Source organism: Caballeronia sp. INDeC2 (assembly GCF_023631325.1).
In the GTDB taxonomy this organism is placed as follows: domain Bacteria; phylum Pseudomonadota; class Gammaproteobacteria; order Burkholderiales; family Burkholderiaceae; genus Caballeronia.
In genome coordinates this window covers 274,564-292,721 of record NZ_JALQDG010000040.1, presented here as the reverse complement: position 1 = coordinate 292,721, position 18,158 = coordinate 274,564, and the positions used below count along the sequence as shown (strand labels likewise).

Sequence of the window (18,158 nt, the reverse complement as noted above, 5' to 3'; positions counted from 1 at the left end):
TTGTGTTTGTTGGGGGGGGGGGGGGGGGTGGGGGGCAGCCCCAGATGGGGGTTGTGTCTGTTGGGGGCGGGGTGGGGGGGGGCCGCCCCCGGCGGCGGGGGCGCCCCCCCCGCTGGCTTTAGAAGAAGCCGAGCGGCTTGTCGCTATAGCTGACGAGCATGTTCTTCGTCTGCTGATAGTGATCGAGCATCATCTTGTGATTCTCACGCCCGATGCCCGACTGCTTGTAGCCGCCGAACGCCGCGTGCGCCGGATACGCATGGTAGCAATTGGTCCACACGCGTCCCGCCTGAATCGCGCGGCCGAAGCGATAAGCCCGCGTGCCGTCGCGCGTCCACACGCCCGCGCCGAGACCGTAGAGCGTATCGTTCGCGATTTCGAGCGCCTCTTCCTCGGTCTTGAAGGTCGTCACCGAGAGCACCGGCCCGAAGATTTCCTCCTGGAAAATGCGCATCTTGTTGTGGCCTTTGAAGACCGTCGGCTTGATGTAGTAGCCGTTCTTCAGCTCGCCGTCGAACGTGGCGCGTTCGCCGCCGGAGAGGCACTGCGCGCCCTCCTGCTTGCCGAGATCGATATACGACAGGATCTTCTCCAGTTGCTCCTGCGAGGCCTGCGCGCCGATCATCGTCTTCGTGTCGAGCGGATGACCTTGCGCGATCGCCGCGACGCGCTTCAACGCGCGCTCCATGAAGCGCTCGTAGATCGACTCCTGCACCAGCGCGCGCGACGGGCACGTGCAGACTTCGCCCTGATTCAGCGCAAACATCGTGAAGCCTTCGAGCGCCTTGTCGAAGAAACTGTCGTCGGCGTTCAGCACATCTTCGAAGAAGATGTTCGGGCTCTTGCCGCCCAATTCCAGCGTCACGGGAATCAGGTTCTGGCTCGCGTACTGCATGATGAGGCGGCCCGTCGTGGTCTCGCCGGTGAACGCGATCTTCGCGATGCGCTTGTTCGACGCGAGCGGCTTGCCCGCTTCCAGACCGAAGCCGTTCACGACGTTGAGCACGCCCGGCGGCAGCAGATCTTCGATCACCTCGAGCAGCACGAGAATAGACGCGGGCGTCTGCTCGGCCGGCTTCAGCACGACGCAGTTGCCCGCGGCGAGCGCGGGCGCGAGCTTCCAGACGGCCATCAGGATCGGGAAGTTCCACGGAATGATCTGCCCGACGACGCCGAGCGGCTCATGAAAGTGATACGCGACCGTATCGTGATCGATCTCGGAGATGCCGCCTTCCTGCGAACGCGCCGCGCTCGCGAAATAACGGAAGTGATCGATCGCGAGCGGAATGTCGGCGGCCATCGTCTCGCGTAGCGGCTTGCCGTTGTCGATGGACTCGGCAAGCGCAAGACGCGACAAGTTCTGCTCCATGCGATCGGCGAGCTTCAGCAGCAGATTCGCGCGATCGGTGACAGAGGTTCTGCCCCACGACGTCTTCGCCGCGTGCGCCGCATCGAGCGCGGCTTCGATATCGGCTTCGCGCGAACGCGGGATAGACGTGAAGGGCTCGCCCGTGATCGGCGAGATGTTGTCGAAATACTCGCCGCCCGCGGGCGGCACCCACTTGCCGCCGATGAAGTTGCCGTACTGCTTCTTGTAGGGGTATTCGGTGCTCAGGAACTGCATCTCCGCGTGATTCATTTCTATGTGCTCCTCGCATGTCGACGTGAACGGCCCGGTACTGCCGATGTCCGGCGCCGGTCGCTCTTGATTGCGAGTTCCATGCCATCTCGCGCGCGATGCCGCGACCGGCGCGCGAGCCGCATCGTCGGGCGATTCCTGGACGCATCGTCAGGGTTTATACGAGGCCGATGCGAACTGTTCAGATCCAGGACACCTGCCTCGCGCTGTAGCGATGCGATACAGCGCAACCCACGCCGAAAGCTGCGGGCAAATGCTTATGGCACGAGTGTTCATATTGCAAAGCCATTCACAGTTGTCTATGGTCATGCCAGCCGTGGCAAAGCGTCGCACTCATATGTCGTTTGATCGCATGTTTGGGCGTCGCGAAATGGCCTTGCGCGCGCGATGCAGACCGCATCGACGTTCGCAATGACCACGGCGGGCTGCTCGTGTCCGGCGACCCCGGCGCAGCACCTCAAGCAAACGATGAGCGCGCACGTGCATGCATGACGCGCCACGGAGACCACAATGAACAGCACAATCAATCAAGGGGCCGTGCACGGCCCGACAGGCTTTTTCTCCAAGGAGGCGACCATCGCCCGGCCCGGCTTCACGCGCTGGATGGTGCCGCCCGCCGCGCTGGCTGTTCACTTGTGCATCGGGCAGGCGTACGCGTTCTCGGTGTTCAATGCGCCGCTCACGAAAATCATCGGCATCACGAAGTCCGCGCCCGACGACTGGTCGCTTACGACGCTCGGCTGGATCTTCTCGCTCGCGATCGTGTTTCTCGGCTTGTCCGCCGCGTTCGCGGGCAAGTGGCTGGAGAAGGTCGGCCCGCGCCGCACGATGTTCACCGCGGCCTGCTGCTTCGGCGGCGGCTTTCTGGTTTCGGCGCTCGGCGTCTATCTGCATCAGATCTGGCTGCTGTATCTCGGCTATGGCGTGATCGGCGGCATCGGGCTCGGGCTCGGCTATGTGTCGCCGGTATCGACGCTCATCCGCTGGTTCCCGGACCGCCGCGGCATGGCGACGGGCATGGCGATCATGGGCTTCGGCGGCGGCGCGATGATCGCGGCGCCCGGCTCCGTCGCGCTGATGAACCACTTCAAGAGCGCGACGAGCGCCGGCGTCGCCGAGACCTTCGTGGTGCTCGGCGTGCTGTACTTCATCTCGATGACGATCGGCGCCCTCGCGATCCGCATCCCGCCGGCGGACTGGAAGCCGGCTGGCTGGACGCCGCCCGCGACCGCCAGCAAGATGATCACGAAGAACCATGTGCATATCGATCAGGCGCTGAAGACGCCGCAGTTCTATCTGCTGTGGCTCGTGCTGTTCCTGAACGTGACGGCGGGCATCGGCGTGCTCGGCCAGGCCTCGGTGATGATCCAGGAGAGTTTCAAGGCCTCGATCACGGCGGGCGCGGCAGCGGGCTTCGTCGGGCTGCTGTCGCTATTCAACATGGGCGGGCGCTTCGTGTGGGCGTCGTCGTCGGACTGGATCGGGCGCAAGAACACGTACTTCGTGTTCTTCGCGCTGGGCGCGGTGCTGTACTTCCTCGTGCCGCAGTTCGCGGGCGCGGGCAATATCGCGCTCTTCGTGCTGGCGTACGGCATCATCCTCTCGATGTACGGCGGCGGCTTCGCGACCATTCCCGCGTATCTCGCGGACATGTTCGGCACGGCGTTCGTCGGCGGCATTCATGGCCGGCTCTTGACCGCGTGGGCGGCGGCGGGCGTCGCGGGTCCGGTGCTCGTCAACTACGTGCGCGCTTATCAGGTGGCGCATGGCGTCGTCGGCGCCGAGGCATACACGATGACGCTGCACATCATGGCGGTGCTGCTCGTCGTCGGCTTCATCTGCAACCTGCTCGTCACGCGCGTGCATGACAAGCACCACATGGACACGTCGGCGCAGACGGCGAGCTAACGGACAAAGAGGAGATTCGCGATGAATAACCGCATCGAAACGCAGGCAGTCCACCCGTCGAACAAAGGGTTGCTCGTGCTGTTCTGGGCGTATGTGCTGATTCCGCTCGCATGGGGCGTCACGAACACGCTCACGCAGGCGATCAAGCTGTTTCAGTAATTCGGGGATGTTTTCGCGCGCCGGATGGCCGAGTTGTTTACCGGCTCACGGCGCGCGTTTTCATTTGGCGAGGGCGAACTATTGGCTTCGCCGAGATGCGCTGAAAGATCCGTTTGCTGATGGAGGATGCGCACGATTTCAATCGTGTCGGCGGCGTCCTTGAAGAAGAGCACATGCATTCCCACTAGCGCCTTTCGGTAGCCGGCACGAATGTCTTCTACGGACAAGCTTCGCTGCGTGCCTTTGCCGAGTCCGACGACCGTGTCCTGGATCATGCGCAGATAGCGCTCGACCTGTGCGGGGCCCCACTCGTCAAACGTGTAGTTCCAGATGCCGTCGAGATCGTATACGGCCGCAGGCGTGAAAACGCACTGCTTCACCGCGCGGACTTTCGCTTATGCGTGATGAACGCATCGAAGTCCAGCGGTTTCGATGGACCCGAACGTTCCCCCGCTTCCAGGGCGGCGCGCAATGCACTGAGCTTGGTTTCCTGTTCTTCGAGCAAGCGCAAGCCGGCGCGAACTACATCGCTCGCGGTGCTGTAGCGGCCAGCGCGTACCCGATCTTCGACGAAGTCCGTGAAATGATCGCCAAGCGAGACCGACGTATTCTTGGGCATGACATTCCCCCATTGCTTGAATGTCGATAACACCAAGAACTGGTATCGACGAGCACGGGGGAATGCCAGCGACTATTCCCGATGTTCTCAGTGCCCGCGATCCTCCACCCTGCTCAAGCTGCGGCGCGCGAGCACGCTCATGAAGAGCGTGCCGCACACGAGCGCCGCCATATACACGCCTGCCATCATCCAGTCCAATTCACTCACGGTGGTTCTCCTTCGAATAAAGCCGCGGCCGGGGCGCCGCGGGGATCACGCAATTGCAACTGCGTTCTGGCCTGATTTACGGCACGCGCGCGCAAAGGTTTAGCGCGCTGGAATGAACGACGTTGGCATCGCGTTAATGGAGATTGAGAGAACCCCGCTTCAGAAAGCCGACCGCGCGTGCGATTCCGCAAACATATGGCATCGAGAAGCCGCAATCTGGGCGCGACGACGTGCGCCGGCGTATCGTTCGACTAGCGCCCCAGAGCGCCCGACAACATCCCCGCAGACAAGAAAACGGTCCAAGACAATGAACACGTCCCGCCGCAGCTTCATGGTTTTCAGCATCGGCATGGGCACGGCGCTGTGGCTCACGCGAGCCCGCGCCGATGCCCCGCACTTGAGCGAAGCCGATCCGGCGGCCGTCGCCGTCGGCTACAAGGAGGACGCCGCCCAGGTGGACAAGGCGAAATATCCCGCCTACGCGGCAGGACAGACATGCGCGAACTGCTCGCTGTACGAAGGCAAATCGAGCGACGCCTGGGGCGGCTGCTCGCTCTTCAACGACAAACTCGTGGCCGGCAAAGGATGGTGCGCGTCCTACACGAACATGTGACGCCGTTTCAGCGCAGCATTCAACGCAACGAATAGCCGACGAAGCGCCAGACCTGGTCCGAATCGAGAATGAACGTCACGTTCTCGCGCGCCGACTGGCTCGCCTGACTGAACTGGGTGTCGAAGAGAACGTTGATATACGCGCCGGCGGGCATGTTGCCGGTGCCGTCGTAACGATAGTGCTTCACGCCCATCGGCATGCGCAGGCCCGGCGGGCCGAGCGGCGAACGGTCGCGCGCGATCTTCTTCATGAAGTCGTCGCGCGCAATGATCTTTTTGGCGATGGGCGATGCCTGGTTCCACACGTCGCCTGCCTTGTTCTCATCGATCAGCTTCACGATGGCCGATGCCACTCGCGCGATATCCTGATCCTGCTGGTCGAGCGCCGCCTGTTGCTCCTTGGTCAGCGACTGAGGGACGGCGGATTGAACCGCTTGCTGCGGCGGCTGGGCTTGTTGCGCGTGGCTCGCGTTGCTCGCCGATAACAACAAGAGCGCAGCCAGAAAGACGGTGAAGCGTGATTTCATGTTACGGACGACGTTCGTTTCCAGGGCACAGATTGTATCGCCGTCCGTCCCGTGGACGGTAAGAAATACTTATTTTCAGAAATTTGCATGACCTGAAGCCACGCATCGTAGAGTGCGACGCGGATCAGTCGAGCCGGTCATCGGATCATCAGCCGAAGCGGCTCGAACTGCGTTAAGCGCCTTCCTCGCGCGACAGGCCGTATAGCGCCTGCAACACCGCCGCGCGCGCCTGCCCGACAATCATGCCGCGCCAGATATCGTCGTCGATATAGAACGCAGCGCGAATCCGGCGGCGGATGTCGGCCTTCGACGCATCCGGCGCGTCTGGATGATGGCGCACCCAGACATCCGCGCGCAGCATGTCGAGCATGTCCGTGAGCGGCACGGTGCCGTACTCGATCGCGATCGATGCAATCGCGGCATGCGAACACGTCTGCCGCAGCGTATCGAGCAACGGCCCGGCGACATGGACGTACCATCCGACGGACTCGTCACGTCCGCGCCCCACCAGCGCCGCGCGCGCTGCACATCGCCGACGCAGATCTTCGCGCCGAAGCCGCTCGGCCCCAGTCCCGTATGAATATCGATCCAGCCGATCGCCGTGCACGGCTCGCCGTATTCCGCGAGCAGATTGCGCATCGTGCGCGTGCTCCACGCGGTGTGCGCGCCGCCGTAGAACATGCCTTGCGCGTGCGTGTACTGGCCCGTCGTCACCGCTTGCTGATACGTCCATTGCCCGCGCATGTCGATATACGCGCGAATCGCCGCGACGTTCGCTTCGTCGGGCGGCCAAGTGGCGGGAATCAGCAGATCGTGCAGTTCCGCATAGCCGGGGTTCTGCGGCAATGGCCCCGCGAAATCCACGCTGTTGCGGTTCAAATCGACATTGCCTTCCGTCGTGCGGCTCAGATACGAAAAGCCATACGGATTGATCGCGTGAACGAGCAGCATCGCGACGCCGAGCTTGTCCATCAGCGCGGGCAATACGTCGTCGCGCATCAACGCGATCTGCGCGCCCGAGCCGCAAAAGCCTTCGACGCCATGCGTGGCGGACGTGAGCACGAGCAAACGCTTCGCATCGGCCGGACCGATACGCACGACATCGGTGGCAAGCGTCTCGCCTTCGAGACCGTCGACGCCTTCGAGCACACGCGTATCGACCGCGAGTTCTTGCGCGGCGGCCGTATCGAGAAACCGCTGACGCGCCTCGCGATATGTCGATGAAAACATGCTCATCTCCTCAGCCGCGCGCAAGAAACGCCTGGACGAGACGCACCCAGTACGTCGATCCGAGCGTGAGCACGTCATCGTTGAAATCGTAGCTGCTGTTGTGCAGCATGCACGGCCCGATGCCATGACCGTGGTCGCGATGCCCGCCCAGTCCGTTGCCGATATACGCGTAGCAACCCGGCCGCTCCAGCAGCATGAACGAGAAGTCCTCCGCGCCCATCGTCGGATCGATGTTCGTGTTCACCTTCTGCGCACCGACGACATCGCGCATCACGCCGAGCGCGAATTGCGTCTCGCGTTCCGTGTTCACCGTGGGCGGATAGTTGCGTACGAAACTGACTTCGGCCTTGCATCGATACGCCGTCGCCGTAGCCGCGACGATCTCGCGCATGCGCGTCTCGATGAGATCCAGCACGCCGGTGGAAAACGTGCGCACGGTGCCGGCAAGCGTCGCGGTCGTCGGGATGGCGTTGATCGCGTGGCCCGCTTGCATGCGCGTGATGGAGAGCACGGCGGCGTCGATGGGCCGCTTGTTGCGCGTCACGATGCTCTGCAAGCCCGTGCCGATCTGCAGCGCGGTGAACACGGGATCGACGCCATCGTGCGGAATCGCCGCATGCGCGCCCACGCCTTCGATGCGGATCTCGAACTCGTTGCTCGATGCCTGCGTCGCGCCGACGCGCGCGCCGAATTCGCCCGCCGCCATGCCCGGCCAGTTGTGCAGCGCGAACACGGCATCGACGGGAAAACGCTCGAACAAGCCGTCTTCGATCATCGCTTTCGCACCGCCGCCGCCTTCTTCCGCAGGCTGAAAGACGAAGACGACCGTGCCGTCGAAGTCGCGATGCTTCGCGAGATATTGCGCAGCGCCGAGCAGCATCGCCGTGTGTCCGTCGTGGCCGCACGCATGCATCTTGTTCTCGTGACGCGACGCATGCGCGAAGGTGTTCAGCTCGGGGATCGGCAGCGCATCCATGTCGGCGCGCAGGCCGATCGCGCGCTTGCCCGAGCCTTTCTTCAACACGCCGACCACGCCCGTCTTGCCGAGCCCGCGCGTCACTTCGATATCCCAGCTCTCCAGCTTTTGCGCGACGAGTTCGGCCGTGCGCGCTTCTTCGTAGCAGAGTTCGGGATGCGCGTGGATATCGCGGCGAATGGCCTGAATCTCGTCGCGCGACTGGGCGATCTCGGGAATGATCGACATGCTGCTCCTCACGGGTGATTGAGTGACCGAAGCATTGTCGATGGCCGGAAATAACAGCGAAAGCTGATATTTCTTGTCCGTGACTTAAGGAAAGCTTTAGTTTTCCTTCGACGGAACCGCCCCGCGCGACCGCATGCGGATGCGTTCCTGCACCACGCTCATGACCGTATGCCGGTCGTGAATCTTGCGCTCCAGCATGCCGACTACGCGTCGCGGCGTATTCTTCGCGAGCGGCAGCACGCGCAACGCCGGGTCGCTCGCCCACGAGCCGTATTCGAGCAGCGGCACGACGGAGACGCCCGCATCCTGCCGCACGAGTTCGACGATCACTTCGAGCGAATTCAGTTCGAGAAACTCGTTCACCGCGAGACGGTTGTGCTTCAACGCGCGATCAATCAGCGCGCCGGTGCGCTGCGCGCGATCGAAGCGCAGAAACGGCCGGCTCGCGAGCATGTCGGCGGCGCTGGCTGGCGCGCTGGCGGGCGTCCCGATCGCGACGAGCGGCTCCGAATAGAGCGGCGTCCAGTTGAGGCTCGCCGGCGTCTTGCCCGCCATCTCGACGATCACCGCCGCGTCGATCTCGCCCGCCTCCACTTGCGGCGCGAGCGCGAGCGCCTTGCCGGTGAAGAGCCGCACATCGAGCTGCGGATACTGGCCTTTCAATTCGGTGACGACGGATGCGAGCGCGCCCATCGCCGAATCAACCGCGCCGATGGCCACCGATCCGGCGATTTCATCGTCGAGGCCGGTGAGACGCATGCTGTCGTACAGCGCGACGATGCGCTCCGCCTGCGGCAAAACCTGCTTGCCGATGCTCGTCAGCCGGTTGGTGCGTCCCACGCGATCGAAGAGCGGCCGCTTCAGATCGTCTTCGAGCGATTGCATCTGCATGCTCACCGCAGCCTGCGTGAGCGCGACTTTTTCGGCGGCGGCGGCGAACGAGCCGTAGCGCGCGACGGCGATGAAGGTGCGCAAAAAGCGAATGTTGCTCATCTGCGTTGGGGACAACCCGGATCATCCGATCAGGTTTCCTTGAGTGTCAGTTCAGAAATTCTATATTTTCTTATTTCAACTCGGCGTAATGTTTGATGTTGCAGCGGCTCGCGCGCGCATGGTGCGAGCCAATTAAAAAGCGGATGTCGTCGCCCCTGATCAATCGCCCCACGCCCACGGAGTGCATTCGATGAGCACCGTACTACCTGCAGCCCACGCGGCCGAACAGAACGCCGCAATCAACCTGTCCGGCCGGCGAGCCATCGTGGTATCGACCATCGGCAACGCGCTCGAATGGTTCGACTTCATGGTCTACGGCTTCTTCGCCGTCATCATCGCCAAGCTGTACTTTCCCGCAACGAATCCCACCATCTCCCTGCTCGCGACCTGGGCGACGTTCGGCGTCGGCTTTCTGACGCGGCCGCTCGGCGGCATCGTGCTGGGCGCGGTCGCGGATCGCGTCGGACGCAAATCGGCGCTCACGCTCACCATCTCGCTGATGGCGGTCGGCATCGCGATCATCGCGTTCGCGCCGACGTATGCCGCGATCGGCGTCGCCGCGCCCTTGCTGATGCTGCTCGGGCGCCTGATCCAAGGCTTCTCGGCGGGCGGCGAAGTGGGCTGCGCGACGGCGTTTCTCGTCGAATACGCGCCCGCCAACAAGCGCGGCTATTTCGGCAGCTTCCAGATGGTCGCGCAAGCGGCGGCGAGTCTCGCGGGCTCGTTCTTCGGCGCGGTGCTCACGCGCACGCTGAGCCCCGAGCATCTGAACAGCTGGGGCTGGCGCATTCCGTTCGTGATCGGTCTGCTGATCGTGCCGGTCGGCCTGTATCTGCGCTCGAAGCTGGATGAATCGCCGGTGTTCGTGGAAAAGGCGCAGAAGAACGAACTGAGCGCGCGTCCGATCCGCGACACCGCCACGAAGCACTGGATGCCCGTGCTCGCGGGCTTCGGCCTCACGGTGTTCGGGACCATCGGCACGTACATCTTCCTGCTGTATCTGCCGACGCACGCCACGCGCGTGCTGCACATGGCGCTCACCGACGGCCTCATCAGCTCGACGATCGGCGCGCTCGTGTATCTCGTCTGCTGCCCGATCTTCGGCCGCCTGTCGGACCGCATCGGCCGCAAAAAGCTGATGGCGACCGCGCTCTCGCTCTCGCTCGTCACGGCGTATCCGATCTTCGCCGTCCTCACCGCGCATCCGAGCCTGCCGATGCTGATCGCCTGCCAGGCGCTCCTGATGACGTACCTCGGCATCTTCCAGGGCTGCTACCCGGCGTTCATCTCCGAGCTGCTGCCTTCGAGCGTGCGCTCGACGGGCATCTCGGTGAGCTACAACGTCGCGGTGATGATCTTCGGCGGCTTCGCGCCGGCCATCGTGCAATGGCTGACGATGACCACGGGCGACCCGCTTTCGATCTGCTACTACGTGATCTTCGGCAGCGCGGTCGCGCTTCTGACGATCTTCCCGCTGCGCGACCGCTATAGCGACGCGCTGCGCTGAAGACTGCTGCATCGTGCTCGCAAAGGAAGGAGAATGGGCGGCCCGCACGGAAGTCCGGTGCGCTTAAGTTTGAATTAAGAAAGCGCGCTTACGCTCACGACTGACTGACCCACCCCTCCTTCCGGCCGCGCATGCGGCCATTTTTTTTGGAGCGCCACGATGCAGATGATTCTTCGCCTGATCCTGATCCTCGTGGCGCTCGTCCTGTTCACGACGGTCGGCGTGTTCCTTCTATCGCTCTTCGCGCGGGCCGTGCTCGCGCATTGAAGCGTTCAGGCCCCGCGGGCATGCTTCGTGCGCCCGCAGCATTTGGTGGCCGGCGCGCAGCTTTCGATCGGGAAAGTTTCGCGTCACGTGCCTATACTGGCTGAGTGTCGTCTATCGCCGCATCGCCGGCGCACAAAGGTCCTGCGCCCGTCGCACAGACCCTTTTTCGTCGCCTTTCCTTCGCGCCATCGGCGCCGACACACTTCGCCGCATCTTCGCCCCTCTCACGCTTTGCCGCGTCATCGCCGCATTCGTGCAGCAGCATGTTGCACAATTCCAGGAGATTGCCCGATGCCACAACGTAACGTCCCCCAATCGAAAACCACGCACGCCGATACGCCGAACAAGGCGCTGACGCCCTTGCCGGCTAAGGCTGACGACTCGGCCGCCACGTTCACCTTCACCGTGAACGGCCGCAGCGAGACGCTATCGCTCGATCCGCGCACGACCTTATTAGATGCATTGCGCGAGCATCTTCATCTGACCGGCACGAAGAAAGGCTGCGACCACGGCCAATGCGGCGCATGCACCGTTCATGTGAACGGCCGCCGCGTAAACTCGTGTCTGTGTTTCGCCGCCGCGTGCGAGGGCGACACCATCACGACGATCGAAGGCATCGGCGAAGTCGAAGCGCTGCATCCGCTGCAGGCCGCGTTCGTCGAATGCGACGGTTATCAGTGCGGCTACTGCACGGCCGGCCAGTTGATGTCGGCGGTGGCGCTGCTCGACGAACCCATCGGTCCGAGCGACGAAGACGTGCGCGAAGCGATGAGCGGCAATCTGTGCCGCTGCGGCGCGTATCAGAACATCGTCAGCGCGATCCAGTCGGTGCGGGCGAACAAGCCGTCGTCGAAATAAGGAGAGCGACATGGACATGTTCCAACTCTCCCGCGCGCGCGACATGCGCGACGCGATCAACGCGGGCGCGCTCGCGCATACCGCGCAGCAAGGCGCGGAAGTGCGCTTTCTCGCGGGCGGCACGACGCTGCTCGACCTGATGAAGCTGAACGTCGAGCGGCCGATGCGCGTGATCGATATCAGCCGCCTACCGCTCGATGAGATCGCAGAAACGAACGACGGCGGCGTGCGCATCGGCGCAACCTCGCGCAACGAGGATCTCGCGCATCATCCGCTGATTCGCGATCGTTATGCGGTGTTGTCGCAAGCGGTGCTCGCCGGTGCGTCCGTGCAGTTGCGCAACATGGCGACCACGGGCGGCAATATCCTGCAGCGCACGCGTTGCGTGTACTTCCGCGATACGACCTCGCCGTGCAACAAGCGCGAGCCGGGCAGCGGCTGCTCGGCGATTCAGGGCTTCAATCGCATGATGGCGATTCTCGGCACGAGCGAGTCGTGCATCGCGAGCAATCCGTCGGACATGTGCGTGGCATTGCAGGCGCTCGAAGCGACAGTTCATGTGGAGGGCACGGCGGGCAAGCGCGCGATTCCCATCGACGAATTCTTTCTCGTGCCCGGCAGCACGCCCGATCGCGAGAACGTGCTCGACGCCGGCGATCTGATCACGCACGTCACGCTGCCGCCGCCGGTCGAAGGCGCCCGCTCGGCGTATCTCAAGCTGCGCGATCGTGCGTCGTATGAGTTCGCGCTGGCGTCGGCGGGCGTCGTGATCGGCGTGAAGGACGGGCGCATCGCGCATGCGCGCGTGGCGCTCGGCGGCGTCGGCACGAAGCCGTGGCGATCGCGCGAGGCGGAGCAGGCGCTGCAAGACGCCGCGCCCGATGAAGCCGCGTTCAAACGCGCCGCCGATGCCGCGCTCGCCGATGCGAAGCCGCAAAGCGAGAACGGCTTCAAGGTCGAGCTATCGAAGCGCTGCATCGTGCATACGCTCAAGATGGTCACGCAAACGTCCTGAACCCGACCGAGGAACCCGAACATGTCCACCGCGCCCGACATCACGCAGTCCTTCATTGGACGGCCCCAGTCGCGCATCGACGGACCGCTTAAGGTCTGCGGCCGCGCGACTTACACCTCCGACGTCGACTTGCCCGGCATGCTGTACGCCGTGCCCGTCGGCTCGACCATCGCGAGCGGCAAGATCACGTCGCTCGAATTCGCCGCCGCGCAAGCCATGCCCGGCGTGAAGCTGATTCTTCATCGCGGCAATATCGGCCGCTTCTATCGCATCGCCGGCAATTCGATCGAGACCGGTTTCGTCGACGAGAACCGTCCGCCGTTCGAAGACGACGTCATTCGCTATTACGGACAATACGTCGCGCTCGTCGTCGCGGACACGTTCGAAACGGCGAGCGCCGCCGCTGCCGCGATCAAGGTCGGCTACGACAAGACGCCGCACGACGTAAGCGCCACGCTCGATGCCAACGCGAAACTCGACGTGGCCAGCGAGCGCGGCGATCCCGACAAGGCTTTCGACGGCGCGCCCGTGAAGCTCGACGAAACCTACGTGACGCCCGTCGAAACGCATAACCCGATCGAGTTGCACGCGACCGTCGCGCACTGGAACGGGGAAAGCTACACGTTCTATGAAACGAGTCAGGCCGTGGCCAATCATCAGGGCACGCTCATGCAAATGCTCGGTCTGCCGAAAGAAAAAGTGCGCGTGATTTCGCGCTATCTCGGCTCGGGCTTCGGCGGCAAGCTGTGGATGTGGCCGCATTCGCTGCTCGCCGCGGCCGCGACGCGCCAACTGGAGCGGCCCGTCAAGCTCGTGCTCTCGCGCAAGATGATGTTCCAGAACGTCGGGCACCGGCCGACGACGCAGCAACGCGTACGGCTCGCGGCGACGCAGGACGGCAAGCTCGTATCGTTGCAGCACGACTTCGTGAACCACGCGGCTATCGCCGACGATTACGCGGAAGACTGCGGTGAAGCGACGCCGTCGATGTACAGCACGCCCAATCTGCGCGTGTCGGGCGGCACGGTGAAACGCAATGTCGGCTCGCCTACGTCGATGCGCGGGCCCGGCGCCGTGCCCGGCCTCTTCGCGCTCGAATCGGCGATGGACGAGCTGGCCATCGCGTTGAAGATCGACCCTGTCGAGCTGCGCTTGCGCAATGAGCCGAGCGTGGATGAAAGCAGCGGCTTGCCGTTTTCGTCGCGGCATTTCACCGAGTGCCTGAAGACGGGCGCGGAAAAATTCGGCTGGTCCAGGCGCACCCCGGAAGTCGGCTCGATGAAGCGCGACGGTCTCACGCTCGGTTGGGGCGTCGGCGCGTGCAGCTGGCCGGGACTCCGCTTTTCGGCTGACGCGACCGTCGATCTGCGTTCGGATGGCACCGCGCGCGTCGCATGCGGGACACAGGATATCGGCACGGGCACGTACACGATTCTCGCGCAGCTCGTCGCGGAGCATACGGGCATTCCGCTCTCGAAGATCGAAGTCGGCCTGGGCGATACGTCGCTGCCGCTCGGTCCGGTGTCGGGCGGATCGGCGGCGACGGCATCGGTGATTCCGGCGGTATCGGACGCCGTTCGCGCGGCCATCAAGACGCTGCTCGAACGTGCCGTGAAGGCGGAAGGATTGCCGTTCGCGGGTGCCAAAGCGGAAGAGCTCGCGATGAGCGGCGGCCATGTGCATCGCAAGAACGAGCGGCCCGAAAGCGGCGTGCCGTATGCGCGCATTCTCGAAGCCGCGAAGCTGCATGCGGCATCGGGCAGCGGCAGCGCGAAGGGCGGCTTCGACGATCCGCTGAAGAAGAAGTGGTCTATCCACTCGTACGGCGCGCACTTCGCCGAAGTGACGTGGGAACCGGCGACGGCGCGCCTGCGGGTCAGCCGCGTCGTGACGGTGATCGATGCGGGCAAGATCCTCAATCCGCGCGCGGGGCGCAATCAGATAGAAGGCGCGGTGGTGATGGGTGTCGGCATGGCGCTCTTCGAACACACCGTCTACGACGAACGAAGCGGCGCGCCGGTCAACAGCAGCCTCGCGGACTACGTCGTCGCGACCAACGCCGATACGCCGAAAATGGACGTCACGTTTCTCGATTATCCCGACACGGTCTTCAACGAGCTGGGCGCGCGGGGCATCGCGGAGATCGGGCTGGCGGGCATCGCGGCGGCGATCACCGGTGCGGTCTATCACGCGACGGGTGTCCGGGTGAGGAAGCTGCCAATAATGATCGAGGATTTATTGAAGGCGTAGCGGCAGGTTCGGGCCCGGTCTTTCGTGTCTTTCATCGCAACGAAAGCCGGGCTCGAACGGCCGTTCCATCCGACTGAGAGAATGATTTGATATCCCCGGCTAAAGCTGCACTGACTGAACGCGAATTCGATCGCCTGGAAGACTTTCTCGACGCCCTGGGCGAGGAAGCGACGAGCTTCGAAATGATGGATGGCTTTTTCACCGCGCTGATTTGCGGCCCTTAATTGATTTCACCGAGCGAATGGCCTGCCGAAGTACTGGGTAACCAATTCGCTTTCAAAGACCGGAAGGAAGCCGAGAAGATTCTCAATTTGCTGATTCGTCACTGGAACACGATAGCGGACACACTCGAGCGGACACTCCACGAAGAGACGACGTTTTATTTTCCGGTTCTTTTACTGGACGACGAAGACGGCATTGCGCATGGCAACGACGGCATACGGCTTCATGCGCAAGCGACTGACGACACATCACAGGCGCCGCGACTTGAGGGGGCGCGGCCGCCAACGGATCGACTTCGGGTTATTGGGGAAAGCCGTCGAGCGCAGCGCCGATGTTCACCACCACCGCTTTGGCGCTCGCAAGCCCTGCCCGCGACCCGTTCAACGGCTTGCCGTGAATTGCAGCAGCATGACCGGCGAAGACACGCTCGGGCCGGCAAAGTCGAGTTTCATTATTAGTTTGTATTCCGAATTGTTATCGTCGCATTAGCTGATTCGATAATGTCTGGATCGTAATCGGTTGACGGTCAAGGCTATCGTCGAAAAGTCTGAATTTACCCTGCGAGTAGCGTTGTCACTTATCACTGGCGCAGCAGAGCGCCGCTTACGCTCCGGCTATTTCCGCGCGACGAACCCGGCAGGCACACGATTTGCAAGCAACCCCCGCTTCGATCCTCCCTCAAGACGCGCTACCATAGAGCCCAGCCCATCCCCAAACCCCTGTGCAGCAGCAAATTCAGCCGGAGTGCCCATGACCGACATGATCAAACAACACGGCCTGCAGGTCGACGCGAATCTCGCGAAGTTCGTCGATGAAGAAGCCATCCCCGGCACCGGCGTCGACAGCGCGTCCTTCTGGAAGGGATTCGATGCCATCGTCCACGATCTCGCGCCGAAGAACCGCACGCTGCTCGCCGAGCGCGACCGCCTTCAGACCGAGCTCGACAACTGGCATCGCAGCAATCCCGGGCCGGTGCGCGATCTGCGCGCCTACCGCAAGTTTCTCGAAGAGATCGGCTATATCGTGCCCACGCCCGCGCGTGTCCAGGCGAGCACCGCCAATGTCGATCGCGAAATCGCCGAGCAGGCCGGTCCACAGCTCGTCGTGCCGCTCTCCAATCTGCGCTATGCGCTCAACGCCGCCAACGCGCGCTGGGGCAGTCTCTACGATGCGCTCTACGGCACCGATGCAATCGATGAAAGCGACGGTGCCGAGCGCACCGCCGAGTTCAATCCGAAGCGCGGCGCGAAGGTGATCGCGTATGCGCGCGCGTTCCTCGACGACAACGCGCCCCTCGACCACGGCTCGCACGCCGATGCGACGAAGTACAGCGTAGAACAAGGCAAGCTCGTCGTCACGCTGAAGGACGGCGGCAAGAGCGGCCTCGCCAACGCCGAACAGTTCGCAGGTTATCAGGGCGACGCGAAGGAACCGTCGGCCATTCTGCTCAAGCACAACGACCTGCACTTCGAAATCCAGATCGACGCGAACCACTCGATCGGCAAGACGGATGCCGCGCATGTGAAGGACGTGCTGATCGAAGCGGCGGTGAGCACGATCATCGACTGCGAGGATTCGGTCGCGGCCGTCGACGCCGCCGACAAGACGCAGCTCTATCGCAACTGGCTCGGGCTGATGCAAGGCCATCTCGCCGAGCAGGTGACGAAGAACGGCAAGACCTTCACGCGCAGCATGAACCCGGATCGCGAATACACCGCGCCGAACGGCTCGACCATCAAGCTGCACGGACGTTCGCTCCTGTTCATCCGCAACGTCGGCCATCTGATGACGAACCCCGCCGTGCTCGACCGCGACGGCAACGAGATTCCCGAAGGCATCCTCGACGCCGTGATGACCACGCTCGGCGCAATGCACGATCTGAAGAACAAGATGAACTCGCGCACGGGTTCCATCTATATCGTGAAGCCGAAGATGCACGGCCCCGCCGAAGTGGCGTTCGCGGACGAGCTCTTCTCGCGCGTCGAAGATCTGCTCGGCCTGCCGCGTCACACCATCAAGATGGGCATCATGGACGAGGAGCGCCGCACGAGCGTCAACCTCAAGGCGTGTATCGCGGCGGCGGGCGCGCGCGTCGCGTTCATCAACACGGGCTTCCTGGACCGCACCGGCGACGAGATGCATTCGTCGATGGAAGCCGGCCCGATGATGCGCAAGGGCGACATGAAGTCGTCGAAGTGGATCAGCTCGTATGAGCGCAACAACGTGCTCGTCGGCCTGAATACGGGCTTGCGCGGGCGCGCGCAGATCGGCAAGGGCATGTGGGCGATGCCCGATCTGATGCACGCGATGCTCGAACAGAAGATCGCGCATCCGAAGGCCGGCGCGAACACCGCATGGGTGCCCTCGCCCACGGCCGCCACGCTGCATGCGCTGCACTATCACATGGTGGATGTGCAACAGGTCCAGCAGGAACTCGAAAGCATCGACTACGACGGCCAGAAGAACGAGTTGCTCGACGGCTTGCTGACGATTCCCGTCGTCGAAAAGCCGACGTGGTCGGAAGAAGACATCAAAAACGAGATCGAGAACAACGCGCAGGGCATTCTCGGTTATGTGGTGCGTTGGGTAGATTCGGGCGTGGGTTGCTCGAAGGTGCCGGACATTCACGATGTCGGCCTGATGGAAGACCGCGCAACCTTGCGCATTTCCAGCCAGCACATTGCGAACTGGCTGCGCCACGGCATCGTCACGGAAGAGCAGGTGCGTCAGACGCTCGAACGCATGGCCGCCGTTGTCGACAAGCAGAACGAAGCCGATCCGTACTATCGCCCGATGGCGCCCTCGTTCGACAGCTCGTTCGCATTCAAGGCCGCGTGCGCGCTCGTATTCGAAGGACGCACGCAACCGAGCGGTTATACCGAACCGCTGCTGCACAAGTTCCGTCTCGCCGTGAAGGCATCGGCGTAAAGCGATGCATCGC

Annotated in this window: 15 protein-coding genes and 2 pseudogenes; 10 read left to right on the top strand and 7 right to left on the bottom strand. The window is 63.2% G+C overall.

The window, feature by feature from the left end:
• Positions 1–118: 118 nt before the first annotated feature.
• A complete protein-coding gene (gene adh, locus NCS28_RS25745; RefSeq protein ID WP_250516594.1) occupies positions 119–1,639 on the bottom strand; it encodes an aldehyde dehydrogenase in 1,521 nt (506 codons plus the stop codon).
• Between the two features lie 510 nt (positions 1,640–2,149).
• Between adh and NCS28_RS25740 the strand changes: the two genes are divergently transcribed.
• Positions 2,150–3,547, top strand: a complete 1,398-nt coding sequence (locus NCS28_RS25740) for an L-lactate MFS transporter (protein ID WP_250516593.1) — start codon at positions 2,150–2,152, stop codon at positions 3,545–3,547.
• Positions 3,548–3,568: 21 nt separating this feature from the next.
• A complete protein-coding gene (locus NCS28_RS25735; RefSeq protein WP_250516592.1) occupies positions 3,569–3,706 on the top strand; it encodes an MFS transporter small subunit in 138 nt (45 codons plus the stop codon).
• Here the strand turns inward: NCS28_RS25735 and NCS28_RS25730 are convergent.
• Both NCS28_RS25730 and NCS28_RS25725 read right to left on the bottom strand, forming a co-directional pair.
• Positions 3,700–4,086, bottom strand: coding sequence for a type II toxin-antitoxin system RelE/ParE family toxin (locus NCS28_RS25730; protein WP_250516591.1), 387 nt, complete (start codon positions 4,084–4,086; stop codon positions 3,700–3,702). The genes NCS28_RS25735 and NCS28_RS25730 overlap by 7 nt on opposite strands.
• On the bottom strand, positions 4,083–4,325 hold the full coding sequence (locus tag NCS28_RS25725; RefSeq protein WP_250516590.1) for a type II toxin-antitoxin system ParD family antitoxin: 243 nt from the start codon (positions 4,323–4,325) through the stop codon (positions 4,083–4,085). Before NCS28_RS25725 ends, NCS28_RS25730 begins: the two co-directional genes overlap by 4 nt.
• Before the next feature lie 514 nt (positions 4,326–4,839).
• On the opposite strand from NCS28_RS25725, the gene NCS28_RS25720 reads away from it, so the two are divergent.
• On the top strand, positions 4,840–5,145 hold the full coding sequence (locus tag NCS28_RS25720) for a high-potential iron-sulfur protein (protein ID WP_250516589.1): 306 nt from the start codon (positions 4,840–4,842) through the stop codon (positions 5,143–5,145).
• Between the two features lie 19 nt (positions 5,146–5,164).
• Here NCS28_RS25720 and NCS28_RS25715 read toward each other — a convergent pair whose 3' ends face one another.
• From NCS28_RS25715 to NCS28_RS25700, 4 genes and pseudogenes are all read right to left on the bottom strand, one after another.
• The gene (locus NCS28_RS25715; protein WP_250516588.1) at positions 5,165–5,671 is read right to left on the bottom strand and encodes a DUF4019 domain-containing protein; all 507 of its coding nucleotides are present in this window, start codon (positions 5,669–5,671) and stop codon (positions 5,165–5,167) included.
• A 172-nt stretch (positions 5,672–5,843) separates the two neighbouring features.
• A pseudogene (locus tag NCS28_RS25710) lies at positions 5,844–6,901 on the bottom strand (M14 family metallopeptidase).
• 10 nt (positions 6,902–6,911) lie between these two features.
• Entirely contained in the window at positions 6,912–8,105 is a 1,194-nt protein-coding gene (locus NCS28_RS25705) for a M20 aminoacylase family protein (protein WP_250516587.1), read from the bottom strand.
• Positions 8,106–8,201: 96 nt separating this feature from the next.
• Positions 8,202–9,098, bottom strand: coding sequence for a LysR substrate-binding domain-containing protein (locus NCS28_RS25700; protein ID WP_250516586.1), 897 nt, complete (start codon positions 9,096–9,098; stop codon positions 8,202–8,204).
• Positions 9,099–9,288: 190 nt separating this feature from the next.
• Here NCS28_RS25700 and NCS28_RS25695 point away from each other — a divergent pair, with 190 nt between their 5' ends.
• The 7 genes and pseudogenes from NCS28_RS25695 to NCS28_RS25665 all read left to right on the top strand — a co-directional run bounded on the left by NCS28_RS25695 (position 9,289) and on the right by NCS28_RS25665 (position 18,145).
• On the top strand, positions 9,289–10,605 hold the full coding sequence (locus tag NCS28_RS25695; RefSeq protein WP_250516585.1) for an MFS transporter: 1,317 nt from the start codon (positions 9,289–9,291) through the stop codon (positions 10,603–10,605).
• A 558-nt stretch (positions 10,606–11,163) separates the two neighbouring features.
• Positions 11,164–11,730: a (2Fe-2S)-binding protein gene (locus tag NCS28_RS25690; protein ID WP_250516584.1), complete on the top strand. Its 567-nt coding sequence runs from the start codon at positions 11,164–11,166 to the stop codon at positions 11,728–11,730.
• A 10-nt stretch (positions 11,731–11,740) separates the two neighbouring features.
• Positions 11,741–12,745: an FAD binding domain-containing protein gene (locus tag NCS28_RS25685; RefSeq protein ID WP_284505980.1), complete on the top strand. Its 1,005-nt coding sequence runs from the start codon at positions 11,741–11,743 to the stop codon at positions 12,743–12,745.
• A 21-nt stretch (positions 12,746–12,766) separates the two neighbouring features.
• Positions 12,767–14,995, top strand: coding sequence for a xanthine dehydrogenase family protein molybdopterin-binding subunit (locus NCS28_RS25680; protein WP_250516583.1), 2,229 nt, complete (start codon positions 12,767–12,769; stop codon positions 14,993–14,995).
• Between the two features lie 86 nt (positions 14,996–15,081).
• Positions 15,082–15,387, top strand: a pseudogene (locus tag NCS28_RS33265) (UPF0149 family protein); the annotation flags it as partial.
• Between the two features lie 31 nt (positions 15,388–15,418).
• Positions 15,419–15,706 (top strand): hypothetical protein, encoded by a 288-nt coding sequence (locus tag NCS28_RS25670; protein ID WP_250516606.1) that lies wholly within the window; start codon positions 15,419–15,421, stop codon positions 15,704–15,706.
• A gap of 261 nt (positions 15,707–15,967) precedes the next feature.
• A complete protein-coding gene (locus NCS28_RS25665) occupies positions 15,968–18,145 on the top strand; it encodes a malate synthase G (RefSeq protein ID WP_250516582.1) in 2,178 nt (725 codons plus the stop codon).
• Positions 18,146–18,158 lie beyond the last annotated feature (13 nt).

What these genes read in the sequence shown, in the direction of transcription:
- adh (WP_250516594.1), bottom strand. Translation starts at nt 1,639, where the DNA reads ATGAATCACGCGGAGATGCAGTTCCTGAGCACCGAATACCCCTACAAG.
- NCS28_RS25740 (WP_250516593.1), top strand. Translation starts at nt 2,150, where the DNA reads ATGAACAGCACAATCAATCAAGGGGCCGTGCACGGCCCGACAGGCTTT.
- NCS28_RS25735 (WP_250516592.1), top strand. Translation starts at nt 3,569, where the DNA reads ATGAATAACCGCATCGAAACGCAGGCAGTCCACCCGTCGAACAAAGGG.
- NCS28_RS25725 (WP_250516590.1), bottom strand. Translation starts at nt 4,325, where the DNA reads ATGCCCAAGAATACGTCGGTCTCGCTTGGCGATCATTTCACGGACTTC.
- NCS28_RS25720 (WP_250516589.1), top strand. Translation starts at nt 4,840, where the DNA reads ATGAACACGTCCCGCCGCAGCTTCATGGTTTTCAGCATCGGCATGGGC.
- NCS28_RS25715 (WP_250516588.1), bottom strand. Translation starts at nt 5,671, where the DNA reads ATGAAATCACGCTTCACCGTCTTTCTGGCTGCGCTCTTGTTGTTATCG.
- NCS28_RS25705 (WP_250516587.1), bottom strand. Translation starts at nt 8,105, where the DNA reads ATGTCGATCATTCCCGAGATCGCCCAGTCGCGCGACGAGATTCAGGCC.
- NCS28_RS25700 (WP_250516586.1), bottom strand. Translation starts at nt 9,098, where the DNA reads ATGAGCAACATTCGCTTTTTGCGCACCTTCATCGCCGTCGCGCGCTAC.
- NCS28_RS25695 (WP_250516585.1), top strand. Translation starts at nt 9,289, where the DNA reads ATGAGCACCGTACTACCTGCAGCCCACGCGGCCGAACAGAACGCCGCA.
- NCS28_RS25690 (WP_250516584.1), top strand. Translation starts at nt 11,164, where the DNA reads ATGCCACAACGTAACGTCCCCCAATCGAAAACCACGCACGCCGATACG.
- NCS28_RS25685 (WP_284505980.1), top strand. Translation starts at nt 11,741, where the DNA reads ATGGACATGTTCCAACTCTCCCGCGCGCGCGACATGCGCGACGCGATC.
- NCS28_RS25680 (WP_250516583.1), top strand. Translation starts at nt 12,767, where the DNA reads ATGTCCACCGCGCCCGACATCACGCAGTCCTTCATTGGACGGCCCCAG.
- NCS28_RS25670 (WP_250516606.1), top strand. Translation starts at nt 15,419, where the DNA reads ATGGCAACGACGGCATACGGCTTCATGCGCAAGCGACTGACGACACAT.
- NCS28_RS25665 (WP_250516582.1), top strand. Translation starts at nt 15,968, where the DNA reads ATGACCGACATGATCAAACAACACGGCCTGCAGGTCGACGCGAATCTC.